Source organism: Microbacterium sp. NPDC056003 (genome assembly GCF_042274785.1).
Classification (GTDB): Bacteria; Actinomycetota; Actinomycetes; order Actinomycetales; family Microbacteriaceae; genus Microbacterium.
On record NZ_JBHJXQ010000001.1, the window covers coordinates 1,729,919 to 1,754,494 of the forward strand.

Below are 24,576 nucleotides of genomic sequence, written 5' to 3' on the forward strand. Positions count from 1 at the left end.
TCGGCCCGCACTCAGCCTGCGGGCAGGTGCGAGACGACGAACCGTCCGATGCGCAGTTGCCTCTCAGCGATCTCAGTCGCCGCGGCGAGCGACGCCGCGGCGAGCTGCGGGTCCAGATCACCGGTTATAGGTGTCTCATCCTCCCCGAAGTGCATGGCGACTGCTCCCCGCTTTCCGCGAGCGGCCAGCGCACGCAGCTCAGCAGGGGAGAGATACGATGCGGAGCCGCCGAGCGACAGGACGCTGTCGAAACGGGTCCCGCAAAGCACGCGATTCTCCTGGGCGGTGGCCCAGCTCATCGGATGAATTCCCGCGACGACTGGGTGCTTCGCGACGAGAGCATTCAGCATCGCGGTTGACGGGTCGATTCCGACGTACCGGACGGGGTCGACGAGCCCACTCGTCACTGGCCATCCAGTTCCGCAACCTACGTCCAGGGTCCGCCATAGTTGCTCGCCGAACACAGCCGTGATGAATGCTGTGGTCTGGGCCCGCTCGCGCTCCGTCAGCGGGTGGTTCTTGTCCCAACTGGACGCGAGGGCGTCGTACGCGGAAGCGGTGTTCGATCGTGTCACGGGCATGTTCTGAATGCCGTAGACGTGCTCGACTCGCCCGCGGTTCACGAGGTTCGTGTCGTCGAGGTCGGCGTCCATCGTCCAGTGTTTCCACCCCATTGGCGTGCGCAGGTAGATGCGGGTCCACTTGTAGAACTTCATCGGCTCGCCGTATGTCTGGATGACGTGCGCCGCGCGCGCGTAGTCGGCGGCGTCCAACCCTTCGGTGCGCGGCGAAGCCACATACTCGTGGGGAGCTCCATCCGCGTAGGTGGTCGCGAACTGCCAATCGAGCTCTGGCTCTAGGTCGAGCCACCAATTGAGGTCCGTACGCGTGATCATGAGCGTCTCCGAGTTCCACACGGCCCACCAAGTCCGTGCACCCAGGATTCTGCTGCGCGGCACCGACATCCGGTGGAGTCGCGGTGCGAGCCACGCCGTCAGAGACATTCGCTGCGGCACTCGATTGGCGCGTCGAGACGGAAGACGCCCATGGCCGGCGTCCCGAAGACAGGGTGCGCCGCCGACGTTCGCGCTGGACGCCGATTACCGCTGCGCTACTTCCCCCACCCCTTACTGGCGCGGATGAACGCGCTGGAGCTCGACGGCGTGGCGGGCGAACGCCTCAGCGATCTCCTGGTCAGTGGCTTCCTCCCATGTCTCGCTCAGCGGGATGTGGTCGAAGTCTGAGTACCTCTTGCTCTCGCGCTTCTCATAGGCCTTGATCCGCAGTCGGAAGCCGAAGTCCGGATTCCAGTCAGCAACCAGCTCGATGGCGTTTCCTCCGCGGAGCCGGAATGCAACGCAGCTGACTGGGTCCGTTGGCCGCCGCTTGGGCCAGATCCACCGTTCCTCGATTCCAACTACGTCTTCAATTCGCTCCGCAATCGCCGATTGCAGTGCGCCGCGTCGGGCGTAGATTTTGTCGGCGGCTCGTTTCCTGGCCAGCACCCTCGACTCTTCATCGAGTCCGAATGCGTGCAGCATCGCGTCGATGCCCAGTCGATCAGCCAAAGAAGCCGGTCGCTCGGGGACGTCCGCAACCACTATGTCGGCATTGGCCGCAAAACCGGACAGCCCCGGGAAGCGTCCGAGCGCCTGATCCAGCAGCCAAGCAGTCCGGTCTCGGACGAGTTCCGCCAACGCATCGCCAACCTGTTCGATGCGCGCATGTCTGACCTCGGCGGGGGCGTCGGCGACCTTGGTCAGGCTGGCCAGCTCGTCGCCGAGCGCTTCGAAGGCTTTCAAGTGCGAGTCCGACATACCCGCGTACCCGTCCGGCCCAATGCGGCCCTTCCCTAGCGGATCGCTGACCGCCCATTCTCGAAGGCGAACGAACTTCTCGCGTGGTGGCATCTCCTGCACCGACCTGTTGGCGCTCGAGTCGAGGAACCAGAAGTTGCCCGGCCAGTTGAGGTAGGTGTGAGTCGCTGCGTATCTGCGGCCGAAGCCGGGCGGTAGGCGGAACCTCGATTGGTTATAGGCCGCCACCACGTGGTCCCAATCGACCGATCCGATCGCGAGCGGGAGTTGCTGGGCCAACGCTACGAGCAGATCCGCCGCGCTGCGGGCGACTTCCAGCCGTTCGTCGTCGCTGCCTAGACCACGAACCTGTTGACGCCCCCGCTTCAACCGGGGGTATCTCCCGTGCGCCACCCCGATGATCTCCGCGACGGGAAACTCGCCTCCCGCGGATCCGGCCCTGAGTGACACCGCGAACGCATCGCGCCGAAAGGCGTCGCCCAGAACCTGCTGATAGCCAAAGAGAGTCGCTCCGAGCACGTACTCCTCGGCCTGCGAAATGTCACTAGTCGACCACTCGCGCTCAGCGTCGCTCGCCACCACCCAGGCGAAGACGTCTTCCCACAACTGAGTTCGAGTCAGCTTGAGCGCGTAGCCGAGCCGCGTGTGTTGGTGCAGGACTGCGGTGAAGCGACTGAGTGCGCTCGTCACCAACGGGGCAGTCAACTTCATCGACCGCAGGATCGGGCGCTTGTTCGCTTTGCTCAACCGGTCGACGTTCACGGGAACCATGTCCGATAGCCCGATACCTGCCAGGGCGAGCCGGGACAGCAGGCTGAGAGCCCCGTAGACGTCGAGCAACCCGCCCGTCGCATCGGCAATGCCTTTGAGCGCGGCGTGCGCAGATGTCTCCCCGGGCGCGGACAATGCCGGATCGTGCCAGAAGGTCTTGACTGCCGCGAAGTACAGATCATTGCCTGAAACGGGCGCGCCGCCGCGATTGACACGGCTGAAGACCTCGAGCACATCTTCCGGGTCTCGCACCGAGGCCGAGATCATCGGGATGCTCTTCCGAAGCCACGCCGCTCGCACTAACTCGAGGTTGGCTGCGATCGCCGATCGCGCAGTTGCGTCTTGTGGGAGGCGGAACTGGGGGTCGAGCACAGAGACCATGCCAGCGACGCTCGAGCTGTCGATCTCGGAGTCGATCAGCTCGCCGAGGGACGACCAGTTCGAGAGATCGACGTAGCGCTCACGGTCCGCGATCGGCTCGGCTTCCAGCTCGTTGAACCCTTCGACGTCCGTGTCGAGCGCGGGGTCGAATAGGCGCCAGACTATGTAGCCCGCATCTCGCGATGGCTCGCGGAACGCGTTTAAGTAGAACCGGCCGTACCCGCGTCCCGTGAAGATCGAATAGATCGCAAAGACGCGCTGCTGACCGTCGACGAGTTGCGGGTTGGATGTCTCGGCCAGTCGCACGGCCGCTTGGCCCCCACCCAGTGGGATCGATGCCGCCCCAGGTCGATCAATTTGGCAGAAGAGTAACGACCCCACCGGATACCCCATGATGAGCGAGTCAAGCAGGAGTCGCATTCGATCCTCCCTCCACACTTCATCTCTCTGAACGAGAGCCAGGTCCCACGCGTTCTCCATGCGTCGTCGGACGATGTCGCAGGGCGCCAGACGACCTCCGTCAACGGGTTGCTCGATCTTCGGGTTCGGCACGGTCTCAACCTAGCCCTCGGCCCGAAGCGCGGCGCAAACGGTGGGCCGTTGATCTTGGCTAATGCTGACTGAGCAAGGGAGTGCTGGGCGGTGGTCCCGTGACGATCCTCCTCGCCGCTCAAGCGGCTCAGAGAACCGGCCCGGGGCACCGCACTACCATCGGCGCACAGAGAGTTGGAGGTCAGGCAGGTAGCTGCGTCGGTTCTCCGGGCTCAAGTCCGTGTTCTCGCATGTATGTCATCGCCCGGACGACCGCGTCGAGTTTGCGCTTCAGATCCTTGAGTGTGGGCGACGTCTCGTCCGAGAACTCGTCGAGCCGCTCGTGTTCACGTCGCAATGCGATCTCGGTCTCAGTCAGCGTGATCCACACCATGGGGTCCTGCTCGAGGGCTTGATACTGGCGGAGGATGACAACAGTTAGTTGACGAGCGACGACAGCCTCCACTGCCTCGGCTGGCGTTCCGGGGCTGGCCAACCCGAAAGCAATCCCACCGCCACCGGCGGTGACCAGCGACCCAGCCGTCAGCAGGCCGCCGATCATTCCACCGGGGCCGAATGCGGCCAACGCGCTGGTGATCGCCGCGGCGCCGACAAGTCCCGCGCCTGCCGCAAGAGCAAGTCCTCCAGTCGCCACGACGATCGCGATGGCGCCAGCGCCGATCGCGCCCATCTTTAGCAGGCTGAAGCCGACGCCAGCCTTCAGCGCGTCCTGTGCGCTTTTCGACGCTCTGAGGACGTTGGAACCGAAGTGGCTGGTGAGCCCCATCTCAGCCGAAAGCACCAGCAGCGCCTCCTTCGGCACGTCTTTCGGGACGGTGATGTCGAAGGGGCGGATGACGTTTTCGCCGGGGATGACCGACAACGGGACGACCGCTTCCTCTCTGGAGAGGGATGTCACGACGGTCGGCGTGGGGAGCTTCGCTTCCGGATCTGACAGATCGAACGCAAGCCGCGAGATCTCCCACGGGATGGGACGCCCAGCGCGCGCGTTCTGCTCTCGGATACTGTCGACTGCAGATGCCTGAACCTGCCGGAGTGCACCCGAATATCGATCCTGCACATCGCCCTTCAAACGATCGCGTATCAGATGCGCGTATCGCAGACCCAGCAGTGTGAATGTCTCGGCCGTGTTCAACGGGATGTCGAAACCACGCTCGGCGGTCGCGAGCTCTCTTGACTTCGAGCCGAAGAGCGCGAACCCAATTGCCTCGACAACCTGCGGGGACGAGAGGTAGTCGACCGCGTAGTGCGATGCGAGGCCGACAGCCTTCGTGTGGATCTTGAAGTCGAGGAGCCAGGGAACGGCGGACGAGGCCCCGCGGCGCGCGGCCACGGGGTCCAGAGGATTCCAGAAGTTAACCCACCAGGACAGATTCGTCGGAGGTTCCGCCAGCACGTCGCGGAGTCCGTCGACATTGAAGCTGGTGCTGGACAAGGGACTACCGATGGTCACAAGCCCTGTCACCTCAAGGCCGGCCGGAAGGCGTCGGATGAGGTCAGCAGCGATGACTGAGCCGAGACTGTGACCGACAATCACAATGCGACCTGTCTCGGGGAGCAACTTCAGCACGCGCTGAAGCACATAAGCGCGAACCTCGGCCTTTGTGGCGTAATTGCGGGCCTGCACGAGCCATGGGGTACCCAATGCGAAGTCTGCGACAAACTGGCTTCCTGGGATCCCCTTCCCCGCGTTGTGTCGACCGATCCGGAACTCGATCGCGCCGACCCGACGTTCAAAATTCCGCCGGTTCTGACGCGCTTCCTCACGAGGCGGGCGCTTGATAGAGACACCAGGAACCTTGCGATTGTCCGGATCGACCCCTTTTAGGCCGTTCGGATACTTCGGGGTGATGACTTCGACGGCATCCAACCGCGGGTACTGCGCATCAGCGAGAGACCTATCGAGCACACCCTTCCATGCGTCGTCCTGATCGCCGTCTCCGACGCCATGCAGGAACAGCAAGATTGGCTTCTCCGCCACTGGACTCGATCCCCCCACTCATGCCGCGGGCGGGAATCATTCGAAGCGCGGCCGCCGCGACCCACGATGATCACGATACTGCGGCACCGGTGGGAGCTTTCCGTGTCGACACAGGGACAACAAGAGCGGGGTGAGGGTACAGTCGCTCTCACCCCGCAGTCCTGTTGCGATGGGTCAGCGGACAACCCCGGCGCCGGCGGACGAGACCGGCTCGGCTACTGGCCCCGTGGCGGAACGATCCGCAGCGGGGCCGCTAGCTTTTGGGGCGCGGTCCACCGAGACGGTCGCGAACTTGAGCGACGCGCCGATGTTGTCGGCGACGATGTCGCGCGTCTCGCGGGTGTTGCCGGTGTCCTTGTCGGTGTAGGTGCCGAAGCGCAGGTCGCCGGCGACGATCACGCTGTCGCCCTTGCGGAGCGAGGTCGCGACGTTCCTCGACTGCTGGTTGAACACGACGACGCGGTGGAACACCGTGCCGACATCCTCCCAGCGGTTCGTCGTCTCATTGAGACGGCGGTCGTTGACGGCGACGGTGAAGCGGGCGTACTCGTTGCCCGAATCGCTGGCGCCGTGCTCGGGGTCACCCGTGAGGTTGCCCTCGATGGTGACCGGGATTCTCGTGGTCATCGTTCTTCCTCTCGTTCCGGAGACGCCGCAGCGCCTCCTCGGGCATGGGTCCGGTCGGCCCACGCGTCCCATTCCTGCTCGTCGATGGCGTTCGCCCACGAGCGGGGCTTGCGGTGGTTGTGCCCGCGCGTGCATCCGCCGGCGTACGCGTGGCGCAGGCGGGGCAGTGTCAGGCTGAGACGTTCGTGCCATCCGATCGGCCCGAAGCCGGCATCCGATGCATCGAAGGCCACCGTGTGCGCGGTGTGGAGGGCCGAGAGCTCCTCGACGAGGTCGCCGTGCCTGAACCAGCACACCGGCACGAGAGACTCCGAGATCTGGTACCTGACGGTGAACCACTCGACCCACGCACGCAGCGAGTCCCAGGCGGAGCGGGCATCGGCATCCTTGAGCGTCCGCCAGTCGACGACGTGTGCGCCGATTGGAGCGGACGAACCCGCGCGCTCACCGGGATGGAAGTCGCTCAGCTGCTGGGCGAGCACGTCGTCCAGGTCTGGAGGGTCGTCGTAGTCGGTCATGGCGCGGTCCCTTCGAACGCATTGAGCTTGAGGCGGAGCACTTCGAGCGCGAATTCGGATGCCGCACGACGCGCGCGATGCCGGGAGAGAACGGCATCCCGGTCGATCAGCCGATGAAGGAGCTCGTGGCAGTACGGATGCAGCGGCACAAGGTCGCGGTCCGCCTCCAGCGCCACCCACCGGCCGTCGCCGGCCTGACTGACTCCGGAGTAGTCGAGGTGGTGCAGCTCGAGTTCCTTCTTGGTGGCTCGTCGGCCGCATCCGAGGCAGACGAGGGGACGGGCGCACATCGCCTGCGTGGCGAACCACGCGTCGCGGCGCGCGAACCACGCGCGCGAACGGAGGAACGACGATCGATACGCCTTCGCGTGAAGCGGCTTGCGGCGGTTGGTCATTCCTCGTTCACCACCTCGACGGGCTCGGCCGCAGGCGGGGGAGTGGCCGGCGCGCGGCGCGCATCCTCGAAGGTGACGCGCTGCTCCTGCTCGGTCTCGCGCTTGCCGGTCTGGATCGCGCGGGCGTCGCGTCGGGCGTCCCATCCGGCGAGGTCGAGCAGCACGCTGCGTCGGTTGCGGTAGGCGAGCAGCCCGGCGGTCGGCGGCAGGCGGCGGATCTCGTCGACCGACATCAGGGGCCGCCGTTCGTGGTGCTCGCTCGTCGAGTGCCCGACGTCTCGGGTCGACCAGGAGCGCTGCTCTCGGCGGGTGTCGCGCGTGCCGAGGAGCGACTCGATGTCGCGGAGGTGGTCGACGTGGCTCGCTCCGCCGAGCAGAACCTTGGCGGTCGCGGCTGCCCAGATCGTGTCGGCCTCGGCGCGCGACCACGAGGTCTCGGCTTGCGAGAGCGCCTGCAGCACGATGAATGTGCAGATGCCGCGGCCACCTCCGTCGGCCATGATCCGCGGCAGGCTGCCCCAGCGGAACATGTTCGCGATCTCGTCGAGGATGAGCCCGAGGGGATGCGCGAGCCGCGAGCCCGGCGATGCCAGTGCTCTGTTGCGGGCCACTTCGACGATGTCGTCGAGCACCGCACCAAGCCACCCGCCCATCGCCGATGCGCCGGAGGATGAGCCGATCAGGTAGAGCGTATTCGCGGCGTCGAGGAATCGGGAGGGATCGAACACGGGATCGCCGGGGCGAGGCGACAGTGCGTCGCGGATCTGCGGCACCGCGAGCGGAGCAACCGCCCCGCTCACACCGAACCAGATGGACGAGACCAGCTTCTCGTCGCCGGCGATCGTGGCGTCGAGGCTGTCTCCCCAGCCGGGAGCGCCGTCGGCCTTGAGGATCTCAACGGCGTCACGCGTCTGCGCAGGGCTCGTGCCCCAGTCGTACAGTTCCGCGATCGACATGCCGCCGACCGCGGCCGCGTGAAGGAGGCGACCGAGGACGACCCCGGATGCCTGCGCCCACTCCCCATTGGTATTCGACGACCCGAGTGCGGTGCCGGTGATGATCGCGTTGCCGCGCTGCATCGCGACGAGCGGATCCTCGCAGCCGGCGATCGGTGAGATGCGCAGCGGATGCCGCACGCCCGACATCCCCTGCGGGTCGAACACGTGGACATCGCCGCGGGCCTGCCGCATCCGCATCGTCGCCGTGAGGTTGTCGTTCGTGGTTGACGTCGTGATGAGCGGACCCGACCAGTCGACGATCGCCGAGATCAGCACGCGGTAGCCCTTGCCCGAGCGGGGCGGGCCCTCGAGCGCGACCGAGTCTTCGATCGAGACATAGACGTCCTGGCCGCGCGACTTTCCGACCCGCCAGCCGACGTCGGTCGGCGTGGGCTTGGACAGGTCGGGACGCAGCTGTGCGGCGCGACGCAGGACCGCCTTCGCGGAGAGGTGGTCGCGGATCTCACCGGATGTCGCGAATCCGGGCCGTGTGCGCAGATCGGAGATGAATGCGCGATCGGATTCGCGGTAACGGCGCACCGCGATCAGCACCCACACGGTGAGTGCGACGATGATGACGACCGCTGCGATGTCCACGATCCGGATCGCGACCACGGGCATCGCGCACCCTGCCGGCGGTTCGTACCCGGATCGGTCGCCGGTGATCGCGAGGGCGAGGCCGGCGAAGAGGTGCTCCGGCGCCGGGCGGGCGCCGCACACGAACTGCGTGACGGACTCGGCGAGGAATCCGAACGTGAGCGACAGGATGACTGCCGCAGCGATGAGGGCGGCGATCGCCTTCCCGAGCATGCCCTGGTTCATGATGCTCGCCTCCTACAGCCCTTCCGCGGTAGCGGCGGCCGCGGCGAACCAGGCGTCGCGCGTACGAGGGCGTAGCTCGTCGAACCGGAGTGGTCCCGCCTTGAGCGCGGGATCGAAGGGGATGATGTGCACCGTGCGCACGTGATCGCGGAAGCCGTCGGCGATCTGCCTCGCCACCGCGGGCGCTGGCTCTGACTGCGTGACGATGACCACGGCGCGGGCGGCGAGGATGCTCGAACGCTCGTCCCGCCCGCGCAGCGCGTCGAGCAGCAGCGCCGCTGACTCCGCCGACTCGGGAGTCGCCAGCGTCGGGAGGACGAGCTGGTACGAGTTGTCGACCATGCGCAGCCAGCGTTCGGCCGACTCGTCATTGCCCGAGTCGAAGACGACGAGCCGGTAGAACCGTGCGGCGACCTGCATGAGCAGATCGAAGTCGGCGGACGCGATCCGCTGGTCGGTAGCGAGCAGTTCGGGGTTGGAGCGGAGCACGTCGTACCGGTCTGTGGCCTGGTGGTGCACGAACCGCGTGATGTCGGAGACGCCAGCGCCGAGTTCCAGCAGGCGGGATGCTTCGGGAAGAAGGTCGCGGAGGGTGGTGTCGTAGATGCCCTGCTCGGTGCGCCAGCCCAGCGTGCCGCGGGTGTCGTTGTTGTCCCAGGCGAGCACGTTGCCGCCGCCCTCGCGTGCGTAGACCGCCGAGAGCATCGCGGTGGTCATCGTCTTGCCGACTCCGCCCTTGCCGTTCGCGATCGCGATGGTGCGGCATCCGGCCCACTGCCTTGAGACGATCGCGGTCCATTCGGCGCGTCGTCGTTCGGCTGCGGAGGGCTTGGCGATGATCCCGAGTCGCCGGGCAAACCCTCGCCAGCCGGTCGGCCGAGGGAGTGGCTCGGGCGCGGGGCTGAGGAAGGAGGGGCGGGCGGGCGACTCCGCAGCCGGCGCTTCAGCGGTCTCTGTCGCGGTCGGCTGCGGATCCTGTTCGCTCACCTCCTCTCCATACGTCTCGGTTCGCAGGGGTTCGTCTTCAGGCGCGTTGGCTGCCACCGCCACCGCCGGACTCTCGAGGTGCGTGAGAGCCCCGTCGGGTGTGACGAGCAGGCGGTGGTCGCCGCGGTCGCCCGACGTGACGAGTTCGAGGGTCGCGCCTGAGCGTCGCGCTTCGTCGGTCGCGCGGCGGACGATCGCGTGCCGCACATCCTCATCGGCGACGGCGTGGATGGGCTCAGCGCGGCCGTCGAGTGTGACGAAGGTGACGTGTGTGCCGGTCACGGTCGCGTATGCGCGAGGGTGGCTGATGATCGTGCTCATGGTTCACTGCTCCTCGGTGTTCTCGCGGGGGTCGGCGGCGAGCCAGCCCTCGATTCCGGTGTCGATGTCTCGCGCCTCTGGCCAGAGCGCATCGAGCGTCGCGGCGTCGATCGCGCGGAGTTCCGCGTCGTCGCGGTCTGCCGGCGCAAGCGCATCGTCGGTGGCGAAGAGCTCGTACTCCCAGTCGGTCGACGTGGCGAAGCAGTCGACGAGGTAGGAGTATTGGCCGACGTAGGCGAGGAATTCGCCTTTGCGCAGGTGCCGTGCCATCTCGACGTGTGGTGCCGGCAGGTTGAGTCGTGCGCGCAGCGCGGCCTGCTCCTGGCTGTTCACGCGGAAGATGAACTTGTTCTCGATGTCGCCGACGATCGAGTACGCGAGCGACCGCTCGAGCGAGCCTTCGTCGCCGACGGCGTCGAGGTCGCCCATCTTGTGGAGGATGACGATGTTGCTGATGCCGTAGTGGCGCGAGAGCTTGAGCCATTGCTGGAACATCTGCAGCGACGAGAGCGACGTCATGTCGCGCCACCCCTCCTCGCGGACGACGTATCGGGTGCGCTTGGCGGCTCGGTCCGAGATCACGGCCTGGATCCATGCCGTCGAGCACACCTGCGTGAGCTGGGCCGCAAGGTCCCCACGGGCGAACAGCTCGGACGTGTCGGTGACGACGATCGGGGCATCCTGATCGAACTCGACGGTCGACTCGTCTTCGAAGAGGCCCGAGAGGTCGCCCTCGACGAAGCGGCGCAGCACGAAGCGGGGCTGGATCGCGCCATCGGCTGCGTGGAACGCGGCATCCGTCTCGGCTGCGATGGCGCCGAGGTCCTCGAAGACGCCCCGCAGAGTCGGTCGATCGCCGGTGCGGGCGATGCACCGATCGAGCGCATCCAGAAGCGCGGCGTGCTCGACCGCCGAGAGTCGTGCGCCGAGCGTCATCTCGATGAGCGCGATCAGGGTGCCGATGCGCCGCTGCTTGACCATCTGCTCGTGCTGCTCGTCGGTGCTGTCGGTGCGGCGCGGGCCCCGGTCGAGCGGGTTGAGACGCGTGCCGGTGCCGCCGCCGAGGCGGATCACGCGACCGCCGGGGATCGCCTCGGCGACGCTCACCCACTCGCCCTTCGGATCGGACGGGACGACGACCTGGTGGCCGAACGCGATCGATCGGGTGACGAGCGTCTTCACCGTCGCGGACTTGCCGCCCCGGTATGCGCCGAGCACGAGGATGTTCGTCGAAAAGGTGCCGCGCTCGGACGAGTCGACGTACGCCTCCCACGGCGAGAAGTGCCACAATGCGTCGGCGTTGAGGTCGACGCCGAGGATCGGCCCGCGGTGGCCAAGGCCGGAGTCGGCGACGAACGGGTAGATCCCGGCGATGTGCTGCGAGGTGGCCTGGTGAGCCGGAATCCACGCCTTCGCGAGGTTCCAGTAGCCGCCGTTGATGAGCCCGGGACCGAACGGCCCGGGGACCGCCGCCTCAGGAAGCCCGCGATCGCGACGCGATGTGCGGGCCGGCTTCTGCTCCTGCCGAGCGCGATTGATCTCGCGCTGCAGATCGCGCTTCTCCCGTCTGCTGAGCTCGACGGGGGTGAAGGATGCCGCGTGCTTCACCATCACTTCATCCCCATCCCGATCGGCAGTGCGTTGACCATGAGCGCCTCGGCCTGCTGGCAGTAGAGGACCTGCGCCTCCATCCCCGCGCGCGACAGCGCGTTGCGCATCCCCGCGATCGCCTGGTCGAGTCGCTCCTCGTCCGGCGCGGTGACCGTGAGGTACGCGCCGTACTGGAACTCGCCGTGACCGCGCGCGATCTCCTGCTCGCGCTGCTCGAGCGCGCGCCAGTCCGCGGCATCCGCTGCCGACCCGTCGGCGCCCCGCTTCGCGCGGAGCGACTCGTTGCCGCGCCACACCTTCTTCTCGTCGCGGATGCGCTTGAGCGCCTTCGACACCGGCACCGGCGTGAGCACGATCGAGAAGATGTGCGTGATGGCTTCGCCGGTGTTGGGATGCCGGGCGAAGACGACCGGCGAAAGGAAGCCGACCGGCGAGTCCGAGCGCGGCCACTCGTGCACCCACATCGTGGTGTGAACGCCGGAGTCCGTGACGACGATCCCGTTCCGTCCCTTCGGCTCCTCGAGGTACATCGGGCCGATCGCCGCCGGATCGACGCCGGCGACGGCATCCGGTCGGTTCTGGACGATCGGCGCGAACTCGGGATCGAACGCGAGACGGCCGAGCGCGGCGACATCGCGCGGCGAGAGCCAGCGGCGCACCGTGATCTTCGCGGCGGTGAGTGCGTCGGCAAGGTTGCTCGCCTCGATCTGCGCGAGCGTGACGATCGCCTCCTTCCCGCCGCCGAGGGCCTTCAGTTGCCCGCCGAGCGAGACGAGGTCGAGGGTGAGGACGATGTAGTTGCGGTGGGCGACTTCGAACCGCTCGGAGCGGTCCATGACGTCCTGGTAGTTGTGCGCGACGGGGGAGGAGGGGTTGAGCTTCCGCACGCGCCGCACGGTGTCGTAGTGCTCGCGTGCCGCGCGGATCGTGGTTGGCAGCGTGCGTTCCTGCAGCGTGACGCGCTTGACGCCGGGCCGCTGGGTGAACGGGCCGAGCACGCGGTCGAACTGCTCGGCGAGATCGAACCGCTCCGGCAGGTCGTGCATGAGGAAGCCCTGCACCTCGAGCTCGGCGATCACTGACACCGACCGGTCGTGCGGGTTGTACGTGGCCGCGACGTTGTTGACGTCCCAGAGCTGGATCGACGCGCGCGTCCCCGGGAGGTTCAGTAATCCCGTCAGCCGCGGGCGCTCGGGCCGGAACTTGTCGGTCGTCGCGCCACTCGCGTGCCGCAGCTGCTTCATGAGCCAGAGCCCCGCCATCCGCGGCGTCGACACCCCGTGGATGCTGGTGAGCGCTGTGATGCCGAACGCCAGATACAGCGGTGCACCGTAGAGCAGGCCGAGGGGGCCGAATCGGTTCACGAAGATGAGCAGCACCGTGGCCGCGGCCGAGACGAAGGCGAGCTGCCACGGGTCCATGCCCATGACGACGCCCTGCCGCGACCGACGCGGCAACCGCACCGGACGTGCGTAGTCGGGGGTAGCAGTCATGACGAGCTCCGATCAGGCTTGGAGGTTTGGGGAGGCTGAGCCGACGACGGCGGAGCTGCGGATGCCGGGGGAGTGGGCACCTGCGCCGCGCGAGGCGCCGTACTCGTTGATTTCGTCGATCGGGTCGGGGTTGCGGATGCGCTGCGAGGAGCCGCCGCGGCTGTCGGGCGCGTGGTCGCCGGTTTCAGCGAAGTGGTGGTCGAGGCTGGGTGGCTTCCCGGCGGGCGCACGCCGGACGGGTGAGCTCCGAGTCGCGTCGGGATGCGCGCTGCCGAGCGCGCCGCCCCCGCGGCCATTCGGCCTCCGCCGCTGCCGACTCGGGAGCCGATGCCGTCGGCTGCGACAGAGCCGGCGAAGCTGAAGAGTCCGAAGAGAGCGAAGGGCGCGAAGGCGACGAGCACGAGGCCGATGATCAACGGCCATGACTGTGGGTTCCAGACCGTCTTCACGGATGCCAGTCCGTTGATGATCAGCGTGACGAACCCGATCGTCAGCGGACCGGTGAGAAGCAAGACGACGACGGCGGATACGTAGCGGACGACCCACTGCGGGCCGATCCCGCGCACAGGGAACAGCATCCAGGCGACTGGCCCGACCATGATCAACGCCGCGAGGACGATGTTGCGGAACGCGAAGACGAGCATGAGGAGCAGCATCCCGAGCATCAACATGAAGTGAATGAGGAAGGCGAAGAAGTAGTTGGCTTGACCGCCGGCCCACATCACTGACTGGAGCGTGGAGTACAGCGCATCGCGCCCGTCGCCGGTCAGGATGTACCAGGTCATGTCGTCGACAGCGTTGAGCAGGTGACCCGTCAGCCACAGCGTGATCGGTACGGCCGGGATCGCGATGAAGGAGCGGACGAGCGCGCCGACGAGCTCTTCGCGGTCGCCAGAGACGACAGCGGCGGCAATCGCCCAGACCATCGCGCCAAAGGTGATGATGAGGATCGCCCACTGCCAGAACGACCATTGATCGAGCGCGGCCGTCCACAGAAGCGTGGAGGTGTCGAACCGCATGTTGTCGGCGACGGAGAACATCATTCCGGTTGCGGCGAGCGCCATGCCACGACCGGCGTTCTCGAAAGTGAGGCAGACGGCGTCGCCGAGACTGCAGCCGTATTTCACGAGCAGGGCGCGACCGCCGTCGGCCTGGATCGCCTGGACGTGTCCCTCGTAGGTCGTGCAGACCGTGGCGCGGGCGCCGTTTACCGAGACGCCGATGAAGCACTCCTGCGCGGTCACCTTGTTGGGGTCGTTGGGGGTGCACGTCACCTGATCGGCCGCGCTCTGGCAGTCGACGTCGAACGCCGGCGAGGACCATGGCTCGCCGCTCACGGCCGCCATCGAAACGGCGGTTGCGGCATCCGTCGTCGTCGCGAGAGCGGGGGTTCCCGTGCCGAGAATGAGCAGGACGCCGATCCCCAGACCCGCGCGGAGCACGCGCATGGCGTTCATCAGAAGCCGAAGTCGAAGTTCACGAACCAGGCGAAGAGACCGGATGCTGCGCCGAGCACCGCGGCCGCGATGAAGATCCAGAGGATGTTCTCGCCGGCCCACGTCCGCACCCGGTCGGACGCGAGCCCGCGGAAGGCGAGGGCGGCGCCGGCGATGATCAGCATGATCAGCACGACGAGCATCGCTCCGGCGAGGATGTATGACGCGATGACCTGGAAGCCCTGGAAGAACGGGGCAGAGAAGTCCGGCTGAATGTCGGGGATGTCGACTTCCGTCGGAGCGGTGTAGGTAGGCATGATCGTTCTCCTTCGCGATTGCTACTTCAGGGGGAGGCCGCGTGCGGCCATGAAGGGCTCGGGAGGTATCGGGTTACCTGACTGACGGACTTCGAAGTGGAGGTGGCACCCAAAGGAGTTGCCGGTGTTTCCCTCGGCCCCGACGGCGGTGCCCGCCGTCACCTGCTCGCCCACGCTGACTCGGAGCGAGCTCCACTCCATGTGGCCGTAGAGCGTCACGAGCTCGTCGCCGTGGTCGATTCGAACTGTGTTGCCGTAGCCCTGGTATGAGCCGGCGGTGATGACGACGCCAGGGCCGGCCGCGAAGATCGTCGATCCGCAGCCCTGCGCCATGTCGTAGCCCTGGTGATTGGTCGAGCAGTAGCCGCAGCCGGTCACCGGGTTGTAGCCGAAGCCGCGGCCCTTGGAGTATCCGCCGGCAAGGGGGTATCCCCAGGCTCCGCTGGCCGTGGGAACCGTGCCGCTTGCGTTCGTTGGTGCGCTCGCTGCCGCACCTGCGATCGCGAAGGGGATGGCAACAAGAGGGGTGGCCAGGAAGGCGGCTGCAAGAAGCGTGACGACGATGACCCCCACCAGGATCTTCCGGCCAGTCCTCGTGGTGAGGGCTGCTGCGGCGATCCCGTGGGCTGCCATGTCAGGGCTCCAACGGCTCCGTGAAGTAGCGGACGACCTTGCAGTCGCTTGCCTGCTGGTCGGTGTCGGGGGTGGGCACGGATGCTGCGCCGCAGAGCACCTGCACGCTCACGCGCACCTGCTCGCTGTAGGACGTCTCACCGCCGGAACCGTCCGAGCGAGTGAAGGTCAGCGTCACGTCGGCCGTGCCGATGGACATGTCGCCCGAGGGGTCGTCGGTGACCGGGACGTTGGCGATGTCCCCGGTGACGACGGCGACCACGCGACCGTCCTCTCCAGCGAGCGAGTCCCACTGCTCCTGCGGGAGCACGACGCCCTGTCGCAGTTCGGTCTGCGAGTCCGTCATCGCCGCGAGTTGGTCCGCTTCGGAGGTGAAGCGCGTGTCGAGCGTGAACCACGTGTCGAGGTAGTCGAGCCAATCTTCGCGCGTGCTCTTCGTTGTGTCGAATGTGGATGCCGCAGCCAGCGCAGCGCGGATGTAGGTGTCGGCGTCCGTCGTGATCGGCTCCGGCGTCCAGCCGCGGTCGGCAGCCGTGGGATCGACGAACGCGCCGTTGGGCTGCTCGGATGCCGTGGGCTCAGGCGTGCTCGACGCGGTCGGTGTGCCTGACGGCGTTGGGGCCGGCTGGGCCAGGATCGCGCTGACGATGATGGCGACGATGCCCGCGATCAGCACGAGGCCGCCGACGATCGCCCATGCGATCCCGCGTCGCCCCGAACTCTGGCTCATCATCACCGGTCAGCCCTCCTGATCTTCCAGGACGGCGACCTTGCACGGACGGAACGGCTCGCGCGATGGTCGCCGTGACGGCATCCTAGGCACGCAATGGCAAAGCGGAAAAGGACAGTTTCCGAGGTTGTGGATAACCGTCGTGTGGTGGAAGTCTGTGGAGGAGAGGCCCCGTTGCCGCCCGGATATTAGACCTCGGATCAGGCCGTTGTCTGTCCCCCATGAGGGGGACAACGCAAGCCCTGCAGAATCTACGAGGGGCGGGATCTGGTGACGGCCGATCGGCATGCCCACACCGTATATCAGTGTAGGAGAGAAGTAAACAACTAAATCGGATGCTTTCCTGGACTTCGCTGCACCTGCTGGGACAGAATTGCCGCATGCCTCGTCTCGCGCAACCAGCGGGCTCGGAAGACGCCCAGGACCCGATCGCGCTGCTCGGCAACCTCGTCAAAGCCGCGATTCTCCGCTATCTGCGCTCGAACCCCGACGTCACCGTAGGTCCGATCTGCGACGCCCTGGATCTCGGCCCCACGACCGTCCAGCCACGGCTCAACGAACTCGAGGCCGCCGGCCTCGTGATCGCCGACCCGCCGGCCGTGCCGGGGGAATCCAGAAAGGGTGTCTGGGTCAAATACAGCGTGAACAACGAGGCTGTCACCGACCTCTACCTGCGCCTCGGGATGGCGATCGGGGAGTTCTGACAGCTCGCGTGTCCGCGGTCGGCGGTATGCCTGGGGTGCAGTCCGAGGAGGTGGTCGCGGTGGATGTGTGGATCTGGGTGGTTCTCGCCGGCCTTGCCGCGCTGGCTGCCGGGGGCGTGTGGTGGAAGCGGCGCGCTCGGCGCGTGTACGTGATCGACCATGTGCGCGTTGAGATGCATCCGGCATGCGTCGTCGAGGATCGGGTGATCGAGCAGGTCTGGCGCGCGGCGATCTCGATGACCAACACGTCCCGCCGGCCACGTGAGCTGCCGGTGTTCGGCGAGCGCGCGGAGGTGCGAGCGTGGAATCGGGTGCATCTGGCTACTGTCTATCTCGAGTCAGACGCGGTCGAGGCAAATCCGGGCGTGGTTGCGTTGGCCTGGGTGGAGTTTGTTCTCCAGGGCGGAGAACGTCCGCGACAAGTCGATGTCGCGCTTCTGAGTCGTCAACGCCCGATGACCTTGCGCTTCACGTCGCGTCGCGAATCACTCAACGGACTTCTCCGAGCTCGGTTCGGGCGTGCTTCCTCGGAGGTGGCAGCGTCGGACCACCGGCTAGACTCCACGGAGATTGCGTCCATGGGGAGCGCAGTCCATCGCGCTGACGCGATTGCGCGGTCACATTCGGAGCGCACCACGGCTCCGTCGGACCAGCTGCCGTGGTCGGCCGGGGATGATTTGCGGGAGGCTTCTTGAGTATCGACGGCGACCAGTTGCGGGTGCTCGTGGAACGGGTCGACAGTATCCTTACTGCCCGGAGGGGACTCCTCCCGAGCGTGCAGCGGGAGTTCGACGACGCCGTACGGCGGAGGAGCGAGGTCGAGCGACTCGTCGCCTTGCTGCAGGAACTCGGGGAGATCGAGAAGGACCAGGACGCGCTCCAGCGCATCGGAGGCGCTATTCAGGAGCTTGATCGACTCCTCGCCTCGTTCGCTGATCGAGAAGCCACTCTGAACGCCCTCCGAGTTCGGTTCAGTCGAGACACCGTGAACATTGGTGTTTCTGGAGAAGCTCGTGTCGGCAAGTCGACAACCCTGCAGAAGTTCTCGGGCCTGACCGACACGCAGATCCCAACAGGCAAAGGGCTCCCGGTTACGGCCGTTCGGTCGGAGATCTTCAACAGCACCGACGAGCGGGCCGAGGTGGTGTTTCGTGACGAGAAGTCGTTCGTTGCCGAGTACATCGGTCCCCTGCTTGACATCGTGAACAAACACCTGGACGTCCCGCTCGCGATCACCAGTTTGGCTGGTCTGCGCGGCACGGTGTTCCCCGAGACGCTCGGCTCAAACGTCGACTCGATCAGTACTGACAGCCTGAGCAGGCTTCTCGATGCCCAGAGAAGCGTCGATACCTACGCGTCGCTCCTCACCGGCGGCACAAGGCAGGTTGCGCTGGAAGACCTGCGCAGCTACGTTGCGTACCCGTCGAAAGCGGAGCTCGACTCCGAGAAGGCAACGGGTGCGCCTCCGAACCGCTCCTATATCGCGGTCAGGTCAGTGAAGATCTTCTGTCGTTTCCCACGTCTTGAGGGCCTCAAGATCGGACTCGTTGACTTGCCCGGGCTCGGCGAGATCGGTGCTTCGGTGGCAGACATGCATCTGCACGGTCTCGAGGACGGGGTCGACCAGATCTTCCCGATCATGCGTCCGACCGACGCCGAAGGTTACGCGAAGCAAGGAATTGCCAGCAACATTGACCACCTCCGACGTATCCAGCCTGGAATCAAGCGGCGCGGCGACCTGATCACCGCTGGCATCAACGTGACCGAAGGACTCAGCGAGACCGTCGAGACCCTCCGCGCCGACTTTGAGCGCAAGATCAATAGCGCTAGCTCTGACCCCATCGGGGTTCTCGAGTACACGGCCATCGACGACTCATCGGTTGCAGAACTATTTGACAGGCTTCTCCGACGAATCAGTGATCGCCTGCCCACGATGGACCAAGAGGTCCTCGCGCACGCGCTGGCGAGCGAAGCCAACGAAGCCGACGTCCACGAGACGCTTATTGCGCTGAATCGCACCCTCACGCAACTCCTCCGCTTGATTCCGATCCCTGAGAAGACTCTTCTCAAGCAGATCGACCGGATCGCCAGCGATCTCATCCACGATTACAACGCGTTCCAGAAGAAGCTGGATGACGAAGCGGATGAGCACAGCGACTGGTACGTGGCCTTCGACGCGGACGTCGATCGAATCCATGGTGAGTCTGGTTCATGGATCCAGGACGGGTTCTTCATGGGCCGCCACCGGTGGGAGTCCGCCGCCCGTGGCAAGAAGGACTACTACAACTGGTACCGCGACGAGGCGCAACGCCTGCGTCGCGAGATCATCGCTCAGTACAGCGGTCTTGATGTGTTCTACGACGACCAGGTCACGCAATTCAAGAGAGACATCATCCGCATCTTCCTCGAGGACACAGGCGAGCTCGCGCGAAAGCTCGGCGTCTCGCCGGAAGAGGAACCGGATGACGCGATCGACAAGATTGCCGCCGAGCTTGGCGGCACGATCCAGGACGACGACCTGGATTCAGCTCTAGAGCTCCTCAAAGACGTGAAGTTCAGCTTCCGCAACAACGTGTTCCTCCAGATCTCTAGCCACCTTAAAGAACTTGCCAATCCGAGCGAGCTGTTCGAGAAGGTGCCCGGATCGCCGAAGGACGGTACCGAGAACATCCGAGAGGTACTTGGCGTCGTCGGAAACTACGACCACCAACTCGCGAGGCTGAACGACTACTTGACCCGGATCGCCACCGAAGCGAACGACAACATTCGGGCATCGCTCCTTCAGCACGACGACAGGTTCCACGAGTACCTGTCGGTAAGCATCTCCTTCTTCAACGACTTCCTCTATCGCAAGGACGAAGCGAACTTCAAGCACCTCGTTATCCGCAGCCTGATCAAGGAGTACCGGGACTACATCCTGGGGGAAGACACGGGCGTTGCCATTGACAGCAAGAAGAAGGACTTGATCGACCAGATCAAGTCTGCGATTGGGGACGCCACTGGCGAATTGATTGAGCAACCGGTCGCTCCCGTCATGCAGAGGAACACCAGGCAGCGTCCGAGCGTGAGCGCCCCAATTGTTGAGCCGCTGTCCGCGCGAGAGCCTGCCGTGGAGAACGTCGCCGAAACGCAGCCGGATCCGGGCGCCGCCGGTCTTTCCAATGAGCCGTGGATGACGCCACTACCAGGAAGCGCTAACTGAGTCTTAACTGATGGCGAACAGTACCCATCCCGCAACCGACGTAGCACTTCTAGACCCGAACGAGTACCTCCGGGGCAATCGAAGAATCGTCGTGGATACGTCAGCTCTCCTCGAGGGCAGGGACGGATACGCCGGCGGAGTACCGCAGTTGATCATGAACAGCGCGGATGCACTGGCGCACAATCCGTTGGTCATTCCGAGGGCGGTGCTCAATGAGCTAACCAACCAGACATCCAGCAGGCGATCCGCGCGAGATCCCGCGTTGGCAGAACGTGCACGCCTCGCCAAAGCGCTAGTGCAGGACCTTGTGAGCGACGGTCTCGCGACTACAGAGTTTGGCGGCAGCACAGATTTCGCCGCCGACCCTGAGTTCAGCACTATCGCCAGAGTCGCAACCGAACTCGGCTGGGATGTTCTGTTCCTCTCCGCAGACATCACCGTGAAGCTCGAAGTCCGGCTCCTCGGAAAGAAGGCGGGCGCAGCACATCTCGCCGGCGTGGCCACTGCCGGCGGCTTGGTGGAAGTTGAGGACCCGAGCCACCTGCTCAAGAAGGGCTTCACCAAGAGGAAGGCGCTGGCAGACAGGGCCGGAAAGAGTGACGAATACGAACGGCTGTCGGCTGCGCTCAGGGAGTGGCCTGACGCCTTCGGTCTGCGAGAGCGGCCAAATGCCCCAGCCCCGCGAAAGAGGGCACCGAGTCGGCGTAACCAGCAGCCGTCAGAGCCTTTCGCGGACTCCAGCGAGCTCAAGCCACCGGACCAAGTACTTTCGGTGAGTAGCTTTCCTGGCGAGGGAGACGACGTCGAATTCAAGCGGCCGGGAGCGGCAGGCCGCCTTGTGCTCGGCGAGCGCATCTCGAGGGGCAAGGAAGGCAGCGTGTACGCGATTGAAGACGAGCCTCACCTCGTCGCGAAGGTCTTCAAACGTGGAAAAGTCACCACACACCGACGGGACAAGGTTGAACTAATGGTTCAACACAAGGTCTGGTTGCCTGGCGTTTGCTTCCCGGAATCGATGTTGAGCTACGACGGTGAGTTCGTGGGGTTTACGATGCGTCGCGCGCAGGGCGCGCATGTGCTCAACGACACCATCTTCATTCCGCAGGAACTCGACCGCCTGCACCCTGGATGGACACGCCGCGACCTTGTGGACGTCTGCCTTTCATTCCTCAAGCGGGTCAAGTCTCTGCACGACCTCAACATCCTCATCGGCGACATCAACCCGAACAACGTCATGCTGGGCAACCAGAAGGACGCGTGGATCATCGACATTGATTCCGTACAGGTGGAGGGCTATCCGTGCCCGGTGGGCTGGGACGAATTCACCGCTCCGGAGATCTTGGGCGGAGTCCAAGGTCTGCGGTCAATAGAACACGAGAACTTCGCTGTCGCAGTGCTGCTCTTCATGATCATGATGACTGGCACGTTCCCCTACGAGAACAGCGGCTCGGACGACACCGTCCTTAACATCCAGTCCGGACTATTTCCGTACGGATTCGACGGACGATCGGAGCGTGAACTTCAGCCTCCCCAGCGATGGCTGTACGTCTGGAGCCATCTGTCCCGGGAGTTGAAGCGACTCTTCTGGAACTCCTTCCATCGCGATGGCTCGCACTATCGGCCTACCGATCGGGTCACCGTTGACGAGTGGATTCGAGCCTTCGAGGGCTTCAAGAGGAATCTTGCCTATCCGGACGTAGACCCTCAGTCCCTAGAGATCTTCCCAATCCGCAGAAAGGCAGAAGGCGGCGCGAGGCTGCTTGACTGCCCAAAGTGTGGCGGTGAGAAGCTCATTGCTCAGTACAGTGTTGGCGACGACCTCGAGAAGGAGTTCAGGACGCCCTCGCTCTGCAATGGCTGCCTGCCGAAGTGTGCGGCGTGCGGCGAGCCTAGAGAGCCCGAGTCTCTGGATGAGGGGGTCTGCTGGCAGTGCCAGAAGAGTGATGCGGAATTGGCTCGGCGGGTCAGAGCTGAAGCCGAGCGAGCGAGGAGGGAAGCCGAGCGAGCGGAGCGGGAAGCCGAACGGGCCAGGCGCGATTCGCTGGATCCGACCCGAATATGTGAGAGGTGCGGGAAGCCGTACATCACGATCGGCGAGATCGAGTGGCTCAACCAACGAGGGATCGCGATCAGGCCTGTGCACAAGCGCTCCGACCCGACGTGCCTAGCATCGGCGAGTCCCACTCCGCCCTCGAGCATGACGAGTCCAGCCCCAACTCCAAAGCCAGAAGCGGCGACAGCTACATACCCGGGCTCGGCCCCGCAGGTGGAGTCTCTATGGCAGAGAATTGCGCGATGGTTCAAGAGTTCGTAACGGACGCAGGAGAAGCTGCGAGAAGGAGGAACGCCGATGGCGCGCACCAAGATTCTTGATGAGGACATGGCGAACAATCGCTCGAAACTCATCCCGATCGCGATCTGCGTTGATCGGAGTTGGTCGATGAACGATGGCACGAAGAAGCCTGACCTCGAGGCGGCTCTCAAGAAGTTCTATGGTGACATCGGAGCCGATCCGCGCACCAAGTACGGCGCCGACCTGTGCTTGATCGGGTTCAGTGGCGAGGCTGCCGTGATGCACCCATTCACCAGTATCGACTCAGTCGATCGGGATGTTCATCTCGAATTGGAGACGACAGGCACGAACATCAGCGGCGCGGTGAGTCTCGCCCTTGACTTGCTCGCGAAGAGGCGGGAGTACTACAAGCAGGCGGCACGCGGACGCCGTGCCGCGCGCCCGACATTGGTGCTGATGACGGACGGCGGTTCCAACGTCGGGGTCGAGAATGAGCCTCGCGTCATCAGGCAAGTTCAGGAACTGGCCGCGCAGAAGAAGTTGACCGTAATTACCATCGCGATTGGTGACGACGGCGAGCTTGATTGGGAAACCCTCGTCGACTTCAGCCCCGAGATTCCTCCTCTTCAACTCGAAGGTCTTTCGTCGTTCAAGGAGTTCTTCAAGGTGCTCTCGGACTCCATGTCCCGCTCCGCATCTGAGGGATCCGAGGCGGGGCCGGAGATCGAGCCAGAAGACATCGAGGAGATGGTGCCCGTCGACACGCTGAAGCAAACCGTTGCCACCGACAAGCTCGACAAGTACAAGAACTACAAAGAGATGTTCCAAGGCTGACGCGGATGGGAGGTAAGTGGCGCGAGTTCGCCTACCAAGTACGGGGCAAGAGCCACGTGCTAGACGGCAAGCCAGGCCAAGATCGGTTCAGGTACGTGTCTCGCGATGGTGTCAAGGTCCTGTGCCTTGCAGACGGCGCCGGATCGGCGACGTTCTCAGAGCATGGTGCACAGGCCGTCGTCGATGCGGGATGTGATTTCGCCATTGCCCATTTCGGATCAGGACGAGCTTCGCGCCAGAGTCTCGATGCAAGCTCGCTTCACGAGTACCTCCTGGCCCGGCTGGCCGATACCGCAGCTCGCTTGGGATGTGAGCTCAGAGACCTGGCATCAACTTTCCTCTGCGTGGTCGTCACTGACAGTTTTTTCGTCGCGGTCCAGATCGGCGATGGGGTCATCGGGGCTCAACGTCGCGGGGAACTCGAGATGGTAAGCCTCCCTGACAACGGCGAGTTCGCGAACCTGACCACATTCGTCACGTCGAGGAATGCGGCTTCCTCAGCGCAGGTAGTTGGCGGTGACATCGAGGGCTACACCGGGTTCATCCTGATGTCAGATGGGACGGCGGACAGTCTCTACAACTACGAACATCGTGCTCTTGCCAGGGCTTGCCGAGCTCTCTTTCGGATCGTATCCGACGCGCCGACGCGTGCCGTGTCCAACCCCGCGTACAAGAAGGAACTCAAGCGGATCATGGACGTGCAGATCAGAGAGGGCACCGACGACGACTGCTCTATCGGCATACTCGCTCGATCGACTTGACGCGCCTCCAACGGCATCAGAGCGGACGTATCGAGTCCGGCGGAGCTTCCGCCACGTTTCTGCCACGAATTGAATCCCGCTGACCTGATCGAAGAGACCCTCGGCGACATCAGAATCCGCGGAATCATGCGGTTTCAGCTGGATTCGGTTGCCATCGGCGCGATTTCAAATCCCTCCGTCTCCGCAGAGAAAAGTCCTGGCCAAAGTGCATCTTCCTTCGCTTCTGCAACGACTTTCGCCATTTCTGCCACGCCGCGGGACTTGACCATCGAGTGCGAGTGACCGCAACCGAACTCTCCCATCACAGATTCGGGCATACTCAGCTCGAACCCGCACAGCTGTACAGCCCCCTCATTCCGAGCGCTTCCTTTACGCTGATGCGCATCGGGCGT

At 64.9% G+C, this 24,576-nt stretch carries 20 protein-coding genes; 6 read left to right on the forward strand and 14 right to left on the reverse strand.

Annotated features, from left to right (window positions below; all coding sequences use genetic code 11):
• Nucleotides 1–11 precede the first annotated feature (11 nt).
• The 14 genes from ACFC1W_RS07900 to ACFC1W_RS07965 form a co-directional block, all read right to left on the reverse strand.
• Nucleotides 12–965 carry a hypothetical protein gene (locus tag ACFC1W_RS07900; RefSeq protein ID WP_375990699.1) on the reverse strand — a complete coding sequence of 318 codons (954 nt, stop codon included), beginning with the start codon at nt 963–965 and terminating at the stop codon, nt 12–14.
• Nucleotides 966–1,127: 162 nt separating this feature from the next.
• Nucleotides 1,128–3,521 (reverse strand): DUF262 domain-containing protein, encoded by a 2,394-nt coding sequence (locus tag ACFC1W_RS07905; protein WP_375990701.1) that lies wholly within the window; start codon nt 3,519–3,521, stop codon nt 1,128–1,130.
• A gap of 181 nt (nt 3,522–3,702) precedes the next feature.
• A complete protein-coding gene (locus tag ACFC1W_RS07910; RefSeq protein ID WP_375990704.1) occupies nt 3,703–5,484 on the reverse strand; it encodes a hypothetical protein in 1,782 nt (593 codons plus the stop codon).
• Between the two features lie 192 nt (nt 5,485–5,676).
• The gene (locus ACFC1W_RS07915; protein WP_375990706.1) at nt 5,677–6,129 is read right to left on the reverse strand and encodes a single-stranded DNA-binding protein; all 453 of its coding nucleotides are present in this window, start codon (nt 6,127–6,129) and stop codon (nt 5,677–5,679) included.
• Complete coding sequence (locus ACFC1W_RS07920; protein ID WP_375990708.1) at nt 6,126–6,647, reverse strand: hypothetical protein; 522 nt, start codon at nt 6,645–6,647, stop codon at nt 6,126–6,128. Before ACFC1W_RS07920 ends, ACFC1W_RS07915 begins: the two co-directional genes overlap by 4 nt.
• On the reverse strand, nt 6,644–7,042 hold the full coding sequence (locus ACFC1W_RS07925) for a hypothetical protein (protein WP_375990711.1): 399 nt from the start codon (nt 7,040–7,042) through the stop codon (nt 6,644–6,646). Before ACFC1W_RS07925 ends, ACFC1W_RS07920 begins: the two co-directional genes overlap by 4 nt.
• On the reverse strand, nt 7,039–8,862 hold the full coding sequence (locus tag ACFC1W_RS07930; RefSeq protein WP_375990713.1) for a type IV secretory system conjugative DNA transfer family protein: 1,824 nt from the start codon (nt 8,860–8,862) through the stop codon (nt 7,039–7,041). The genes ACFC1W_RS07925 and ACFC1W_RS07930 overlap by 4 nt, the downstream gene beginning before the upstream one ends.
• Before the next feature lie 12 nt (nt 8,863–8,874).
• On the reverse strand, nt 8,875–10,170 hold the full coding sequence (locus ACFC1W_RS07935; RefSeq protein WP_375990716.1) for an AAA family ATPase: 1,296 nt from the start codon (nt 10,168–10,170) through the stop codon (nt 8,875–8,877).
• A 3-nt stretch (nt 10,171–10,173) separates the two neighbouring features.
• Entirely contained in the window at nt 10,174–11,781 is a 1,608-nt protein-coding gene (locus ACFC1W_RS07940) for a hypothetical protein (RefSeq protein WP_375990718.1), read from the reverse strand.
• Nucleotides 11,781–13,274 carry an SCO6880 family protein gene (locus tag ACFC1W_RS07945; RefSeq protein WP_375990719.1) on the reverse strand — a complete coding sequence of 498 codons (1,494 nt, stop codon included), beginning with the start codon at nt 13,272–13,274 and terminating at the stop codon, nt 11,781–11,783. The genes ACFC1W_RS07940 and ACFC1W_RS07945 overlap by 1 nt, the downstream gene beginning before the upstream one ends.
• Nucleotides 13,271–14,731 carry a hypothetical protein gene (locus tag ACFC1W_RS07950; RefSeq protein WP_375990721.1) on the reverse strand — a complete coding sequence of 487 codons (1,461 nt, stop codon included), beginning with the start codon at nt 14,729–14,731 and terminating at the stop codon, nt 13,271–13,273. Before ACFC1W_RS07950 ends, ACFC1W_RS07945 begins: the two co-directional genes overlap by 4 nt.
• On the reverse strand, nt 14,731–15,027 hold the full coding sequence (locus tag ACFC1W_RS07955; protein WP_375990724.1) for a hypothetical protein: 297 nt from the start codon (nt 15,025–15,027) through the stop codon (nt 14,731–14,733). The genes ACFC1W_RS07950 and ACFC1W_RS07955 overlap by 1 nt, the downstream gene beginning before the upstream one ends.
• A 21-nt stretch (nt 15,028–15,048) precedes the next feature.
• A complete protein-coding gene (locus ACFC1W_RS07960) occupies nt 15,049–15,660 on the reverse strand; it encodes a M23 family metallopeptidase (protein WP_375990726.1) in 612 nt (203 codons plus the stop codon).
• Between the two features lies 1 nt (nt 15,661).
• A complete protein-coding gene (locus ACFC1W_RS07965) occupies nt 15,662–16,393 on the reverse strand; it encodes a hypothetical protein (protein WP_375990729.1) in 732 nt (243 codons plus the stop codon).
• A gap of 377 nt (nt 16,394–16,770) precedes the next feature.
• Here ACFC1W_RS07965 and ACFC1W_RS07970 point away from each other — a divergent pair, with 377 nt between their 5' ends.
• The 6 genes from ACFC1W_RS07970 to ACFC1W_RS07995 are packed head-to-tail and all read left to right on the forward strand — an operon-like array spanning nt 16,771 to nt 24,184.
• On the forward strand, nt 16,771–17,094 hold the full coding sequence (locus ACFC1W_RS07970; protein ID WP_375990731.1) for a winged helix-turn-helix domain-containing protein: 324 nt from the start codon (nt 16,771–16,773) through the stop codon (nt 17,092–17,094).
• Between the two features lie 59 nt (nt 17,095–17,153).
• On the forward strand, nt 17,154–17,789 hold the full coding sequence (locus ACFC1W_RS07975) for a hypothetical protein (RefSeq protein WP_375990734.1): 636 nt from the start codon (nt 17,154–17,156) through the stop codon (nt 17,787–17,789).
• Nucleotides 17,786–20,296: a hypothetical protein gene (locus ACFC1W_RS07980; RefSeq protein ID WP_375990737.1), complete on the forward strand. Its 2,511-nt coding sequence runs from the start codon at nt 17,786–17,788 to the stop codon at nt 20,294–20,296. The genes ACFC1W_RS07975 and ACFC1W_RS07980 overlap by 4 nt, the downstream gene beginning before the upstream one ends.
• Nucleotides 20,297–20,306: 10 nt before the next feature.
• Nucleotides 20,307–22,610, forward strand: coding sequence for a hypothetical protein (locus tag ACFC1W_RS07985; protein WP_375990739.1), 2,304 nt, complete (start codon nt 20,307–20,309; stop codon nt 22,608–22,610).
• Nucleotides 22,611–22,646: 36 nt separating this feature from the next.
• Complete coding sequence (locus tag ACFC1W_RS07990) at nt 22,647–23,423, forward strand: VWA domain-containing protein (protein WP_375990742.1); 777 nt, start codon at nt 22,647–22,649, stop codon at nt 23,421–23,423.
• Nucleotides 23,424–23,428: 5 nt separating this feature from the next.
• Nucleotides 23,429–24,184, forward strand: a complete 756-nt coding sequence (locus ACFC1W_RS07995) for a PP2C family serine/threonine-protein phosphatase (protein ID WP_375990744.1) — start codon at nt 23,429–23,431, stop codon at nt 24,182–24,184.
• Nucleotides 24,185–24,576: the final 392 nt, after the last annotated feature.

Bases quoted from the DNA above. Each gene is read 5' to 3' on its own strand.
- ACFC1W_RS07900 (WP_375990699.1), bottom strand. From the start codon at position 965: ATGTCGGTGCCGCGCAGCAGAATCCTGGGTGCACGGACTTGGTGGGCC.
- ACFC1W_RS07915 (WP_375990706.1), bottom strand. From the start codon at position 6,129: ATGACCACGAGAATCCCGGTCACCATCGAGGGCAACCTCACGGGTGAC.
- ACFC1W_RS07920 (WP_375990708.1), bottom strand. From the start codon at position 6,647: ATGACCGACTACGACGACCCTCCAGACCTGGACGACGTGCTCGCCCAG.
- ACFC1W_RS07925 (WP_375990711.1), bottom strand. From the start codon at position 7,042: ATGACCAACCGCCGCAAGCCGCTTCACGCGAAGGCGTATCGATCGTCG.
- ACFC1W_RS07930 (WP_375990713.1), bottom strand. From the start codon at position 8,862: ATGAACCAGGGCATGCTCGGGAAGGCGATCGCCGCCCTCATCGCTGCG.
- ACFC1W_RS07935 (WP_375990716.1), bottom strand. From the start codon at position 10,170: ATGAGCACGATCATCAGCCACCCTCGCGCATACGCGACCGTGACCGGC.
- ACFC1W_RS07940 (WP_375990718.1), bottom strand. From the start codon at position 11,781: ATGGTGAAGCACGCGGCATCCTTCACCCCCGTCGAGCTCAGCAGACGG.
- ACFC1W_RS07945 (WP_375990719.1), bottom strand. From the start codon at position 13,274: ATGACTGCTACCCCCGACTACGCACGTCCGGTGCGGTTGCCGCGTCGG.
- ACFC1W_RS07950 (WP_375990721.1), bottom strand. From the start codon at position 14,731: ATGAACGCCATGCGCGTGCTCCGCGCGGGTCTGGGGATCGGCGTCCTG.
- ACFC1W_RS07955 (WP_375990724.1), bottom strand. From the start codon at position 15,027: ATGCCTACCTACACCGCTCCGACGGAAGTCGACATCCCCGACATTCAG.
- ACFC1W_RS07960 (WP_375990726.1), bottom strand. From the start codon at position 15,660: ATGGCAGCCCACGGGATCGCCGCAGCAGCCCTCACCACGAGGACTGGC.
- ACFC1W_RS07965 (WP_375990729.1), bottom strand. From the start codon at position 16,393: ATGATGAGCCAGAGTTCGGGGCGACGCGGGATCGCATGGGCGATCGTC.
- ACFC1W_RS07970 (WP_375990731.1), top strand. From the start codon at position 16,771: ATGCCTCGTCTCGCGCAACCAGCGGGCTCGGAAGACGCCCAGGACCCG.
- ACFC1W_RS07985 (WP_375990739.1), top strand. From the start codon at position 20,307: ATGGCGAACAGTACCCATCCCGCAACCGACGTAGCACTTCTAGACCCG.
- ACFC1W_RS07990 (WP_375990742.1), top strand. From the start codon at position 22,647: ATGGCGCGCACCAAGATTCTTGATGAGGACATGGCGAACAATCGCTCG.
- ACFC1W_RS07995 (WP_375990744.1), top strand. From the start codon at position 23,429: ATGGGAGGTAAGTGGCGCGAGTTCGCCTACCAAGTACGGGGCAAGAGC.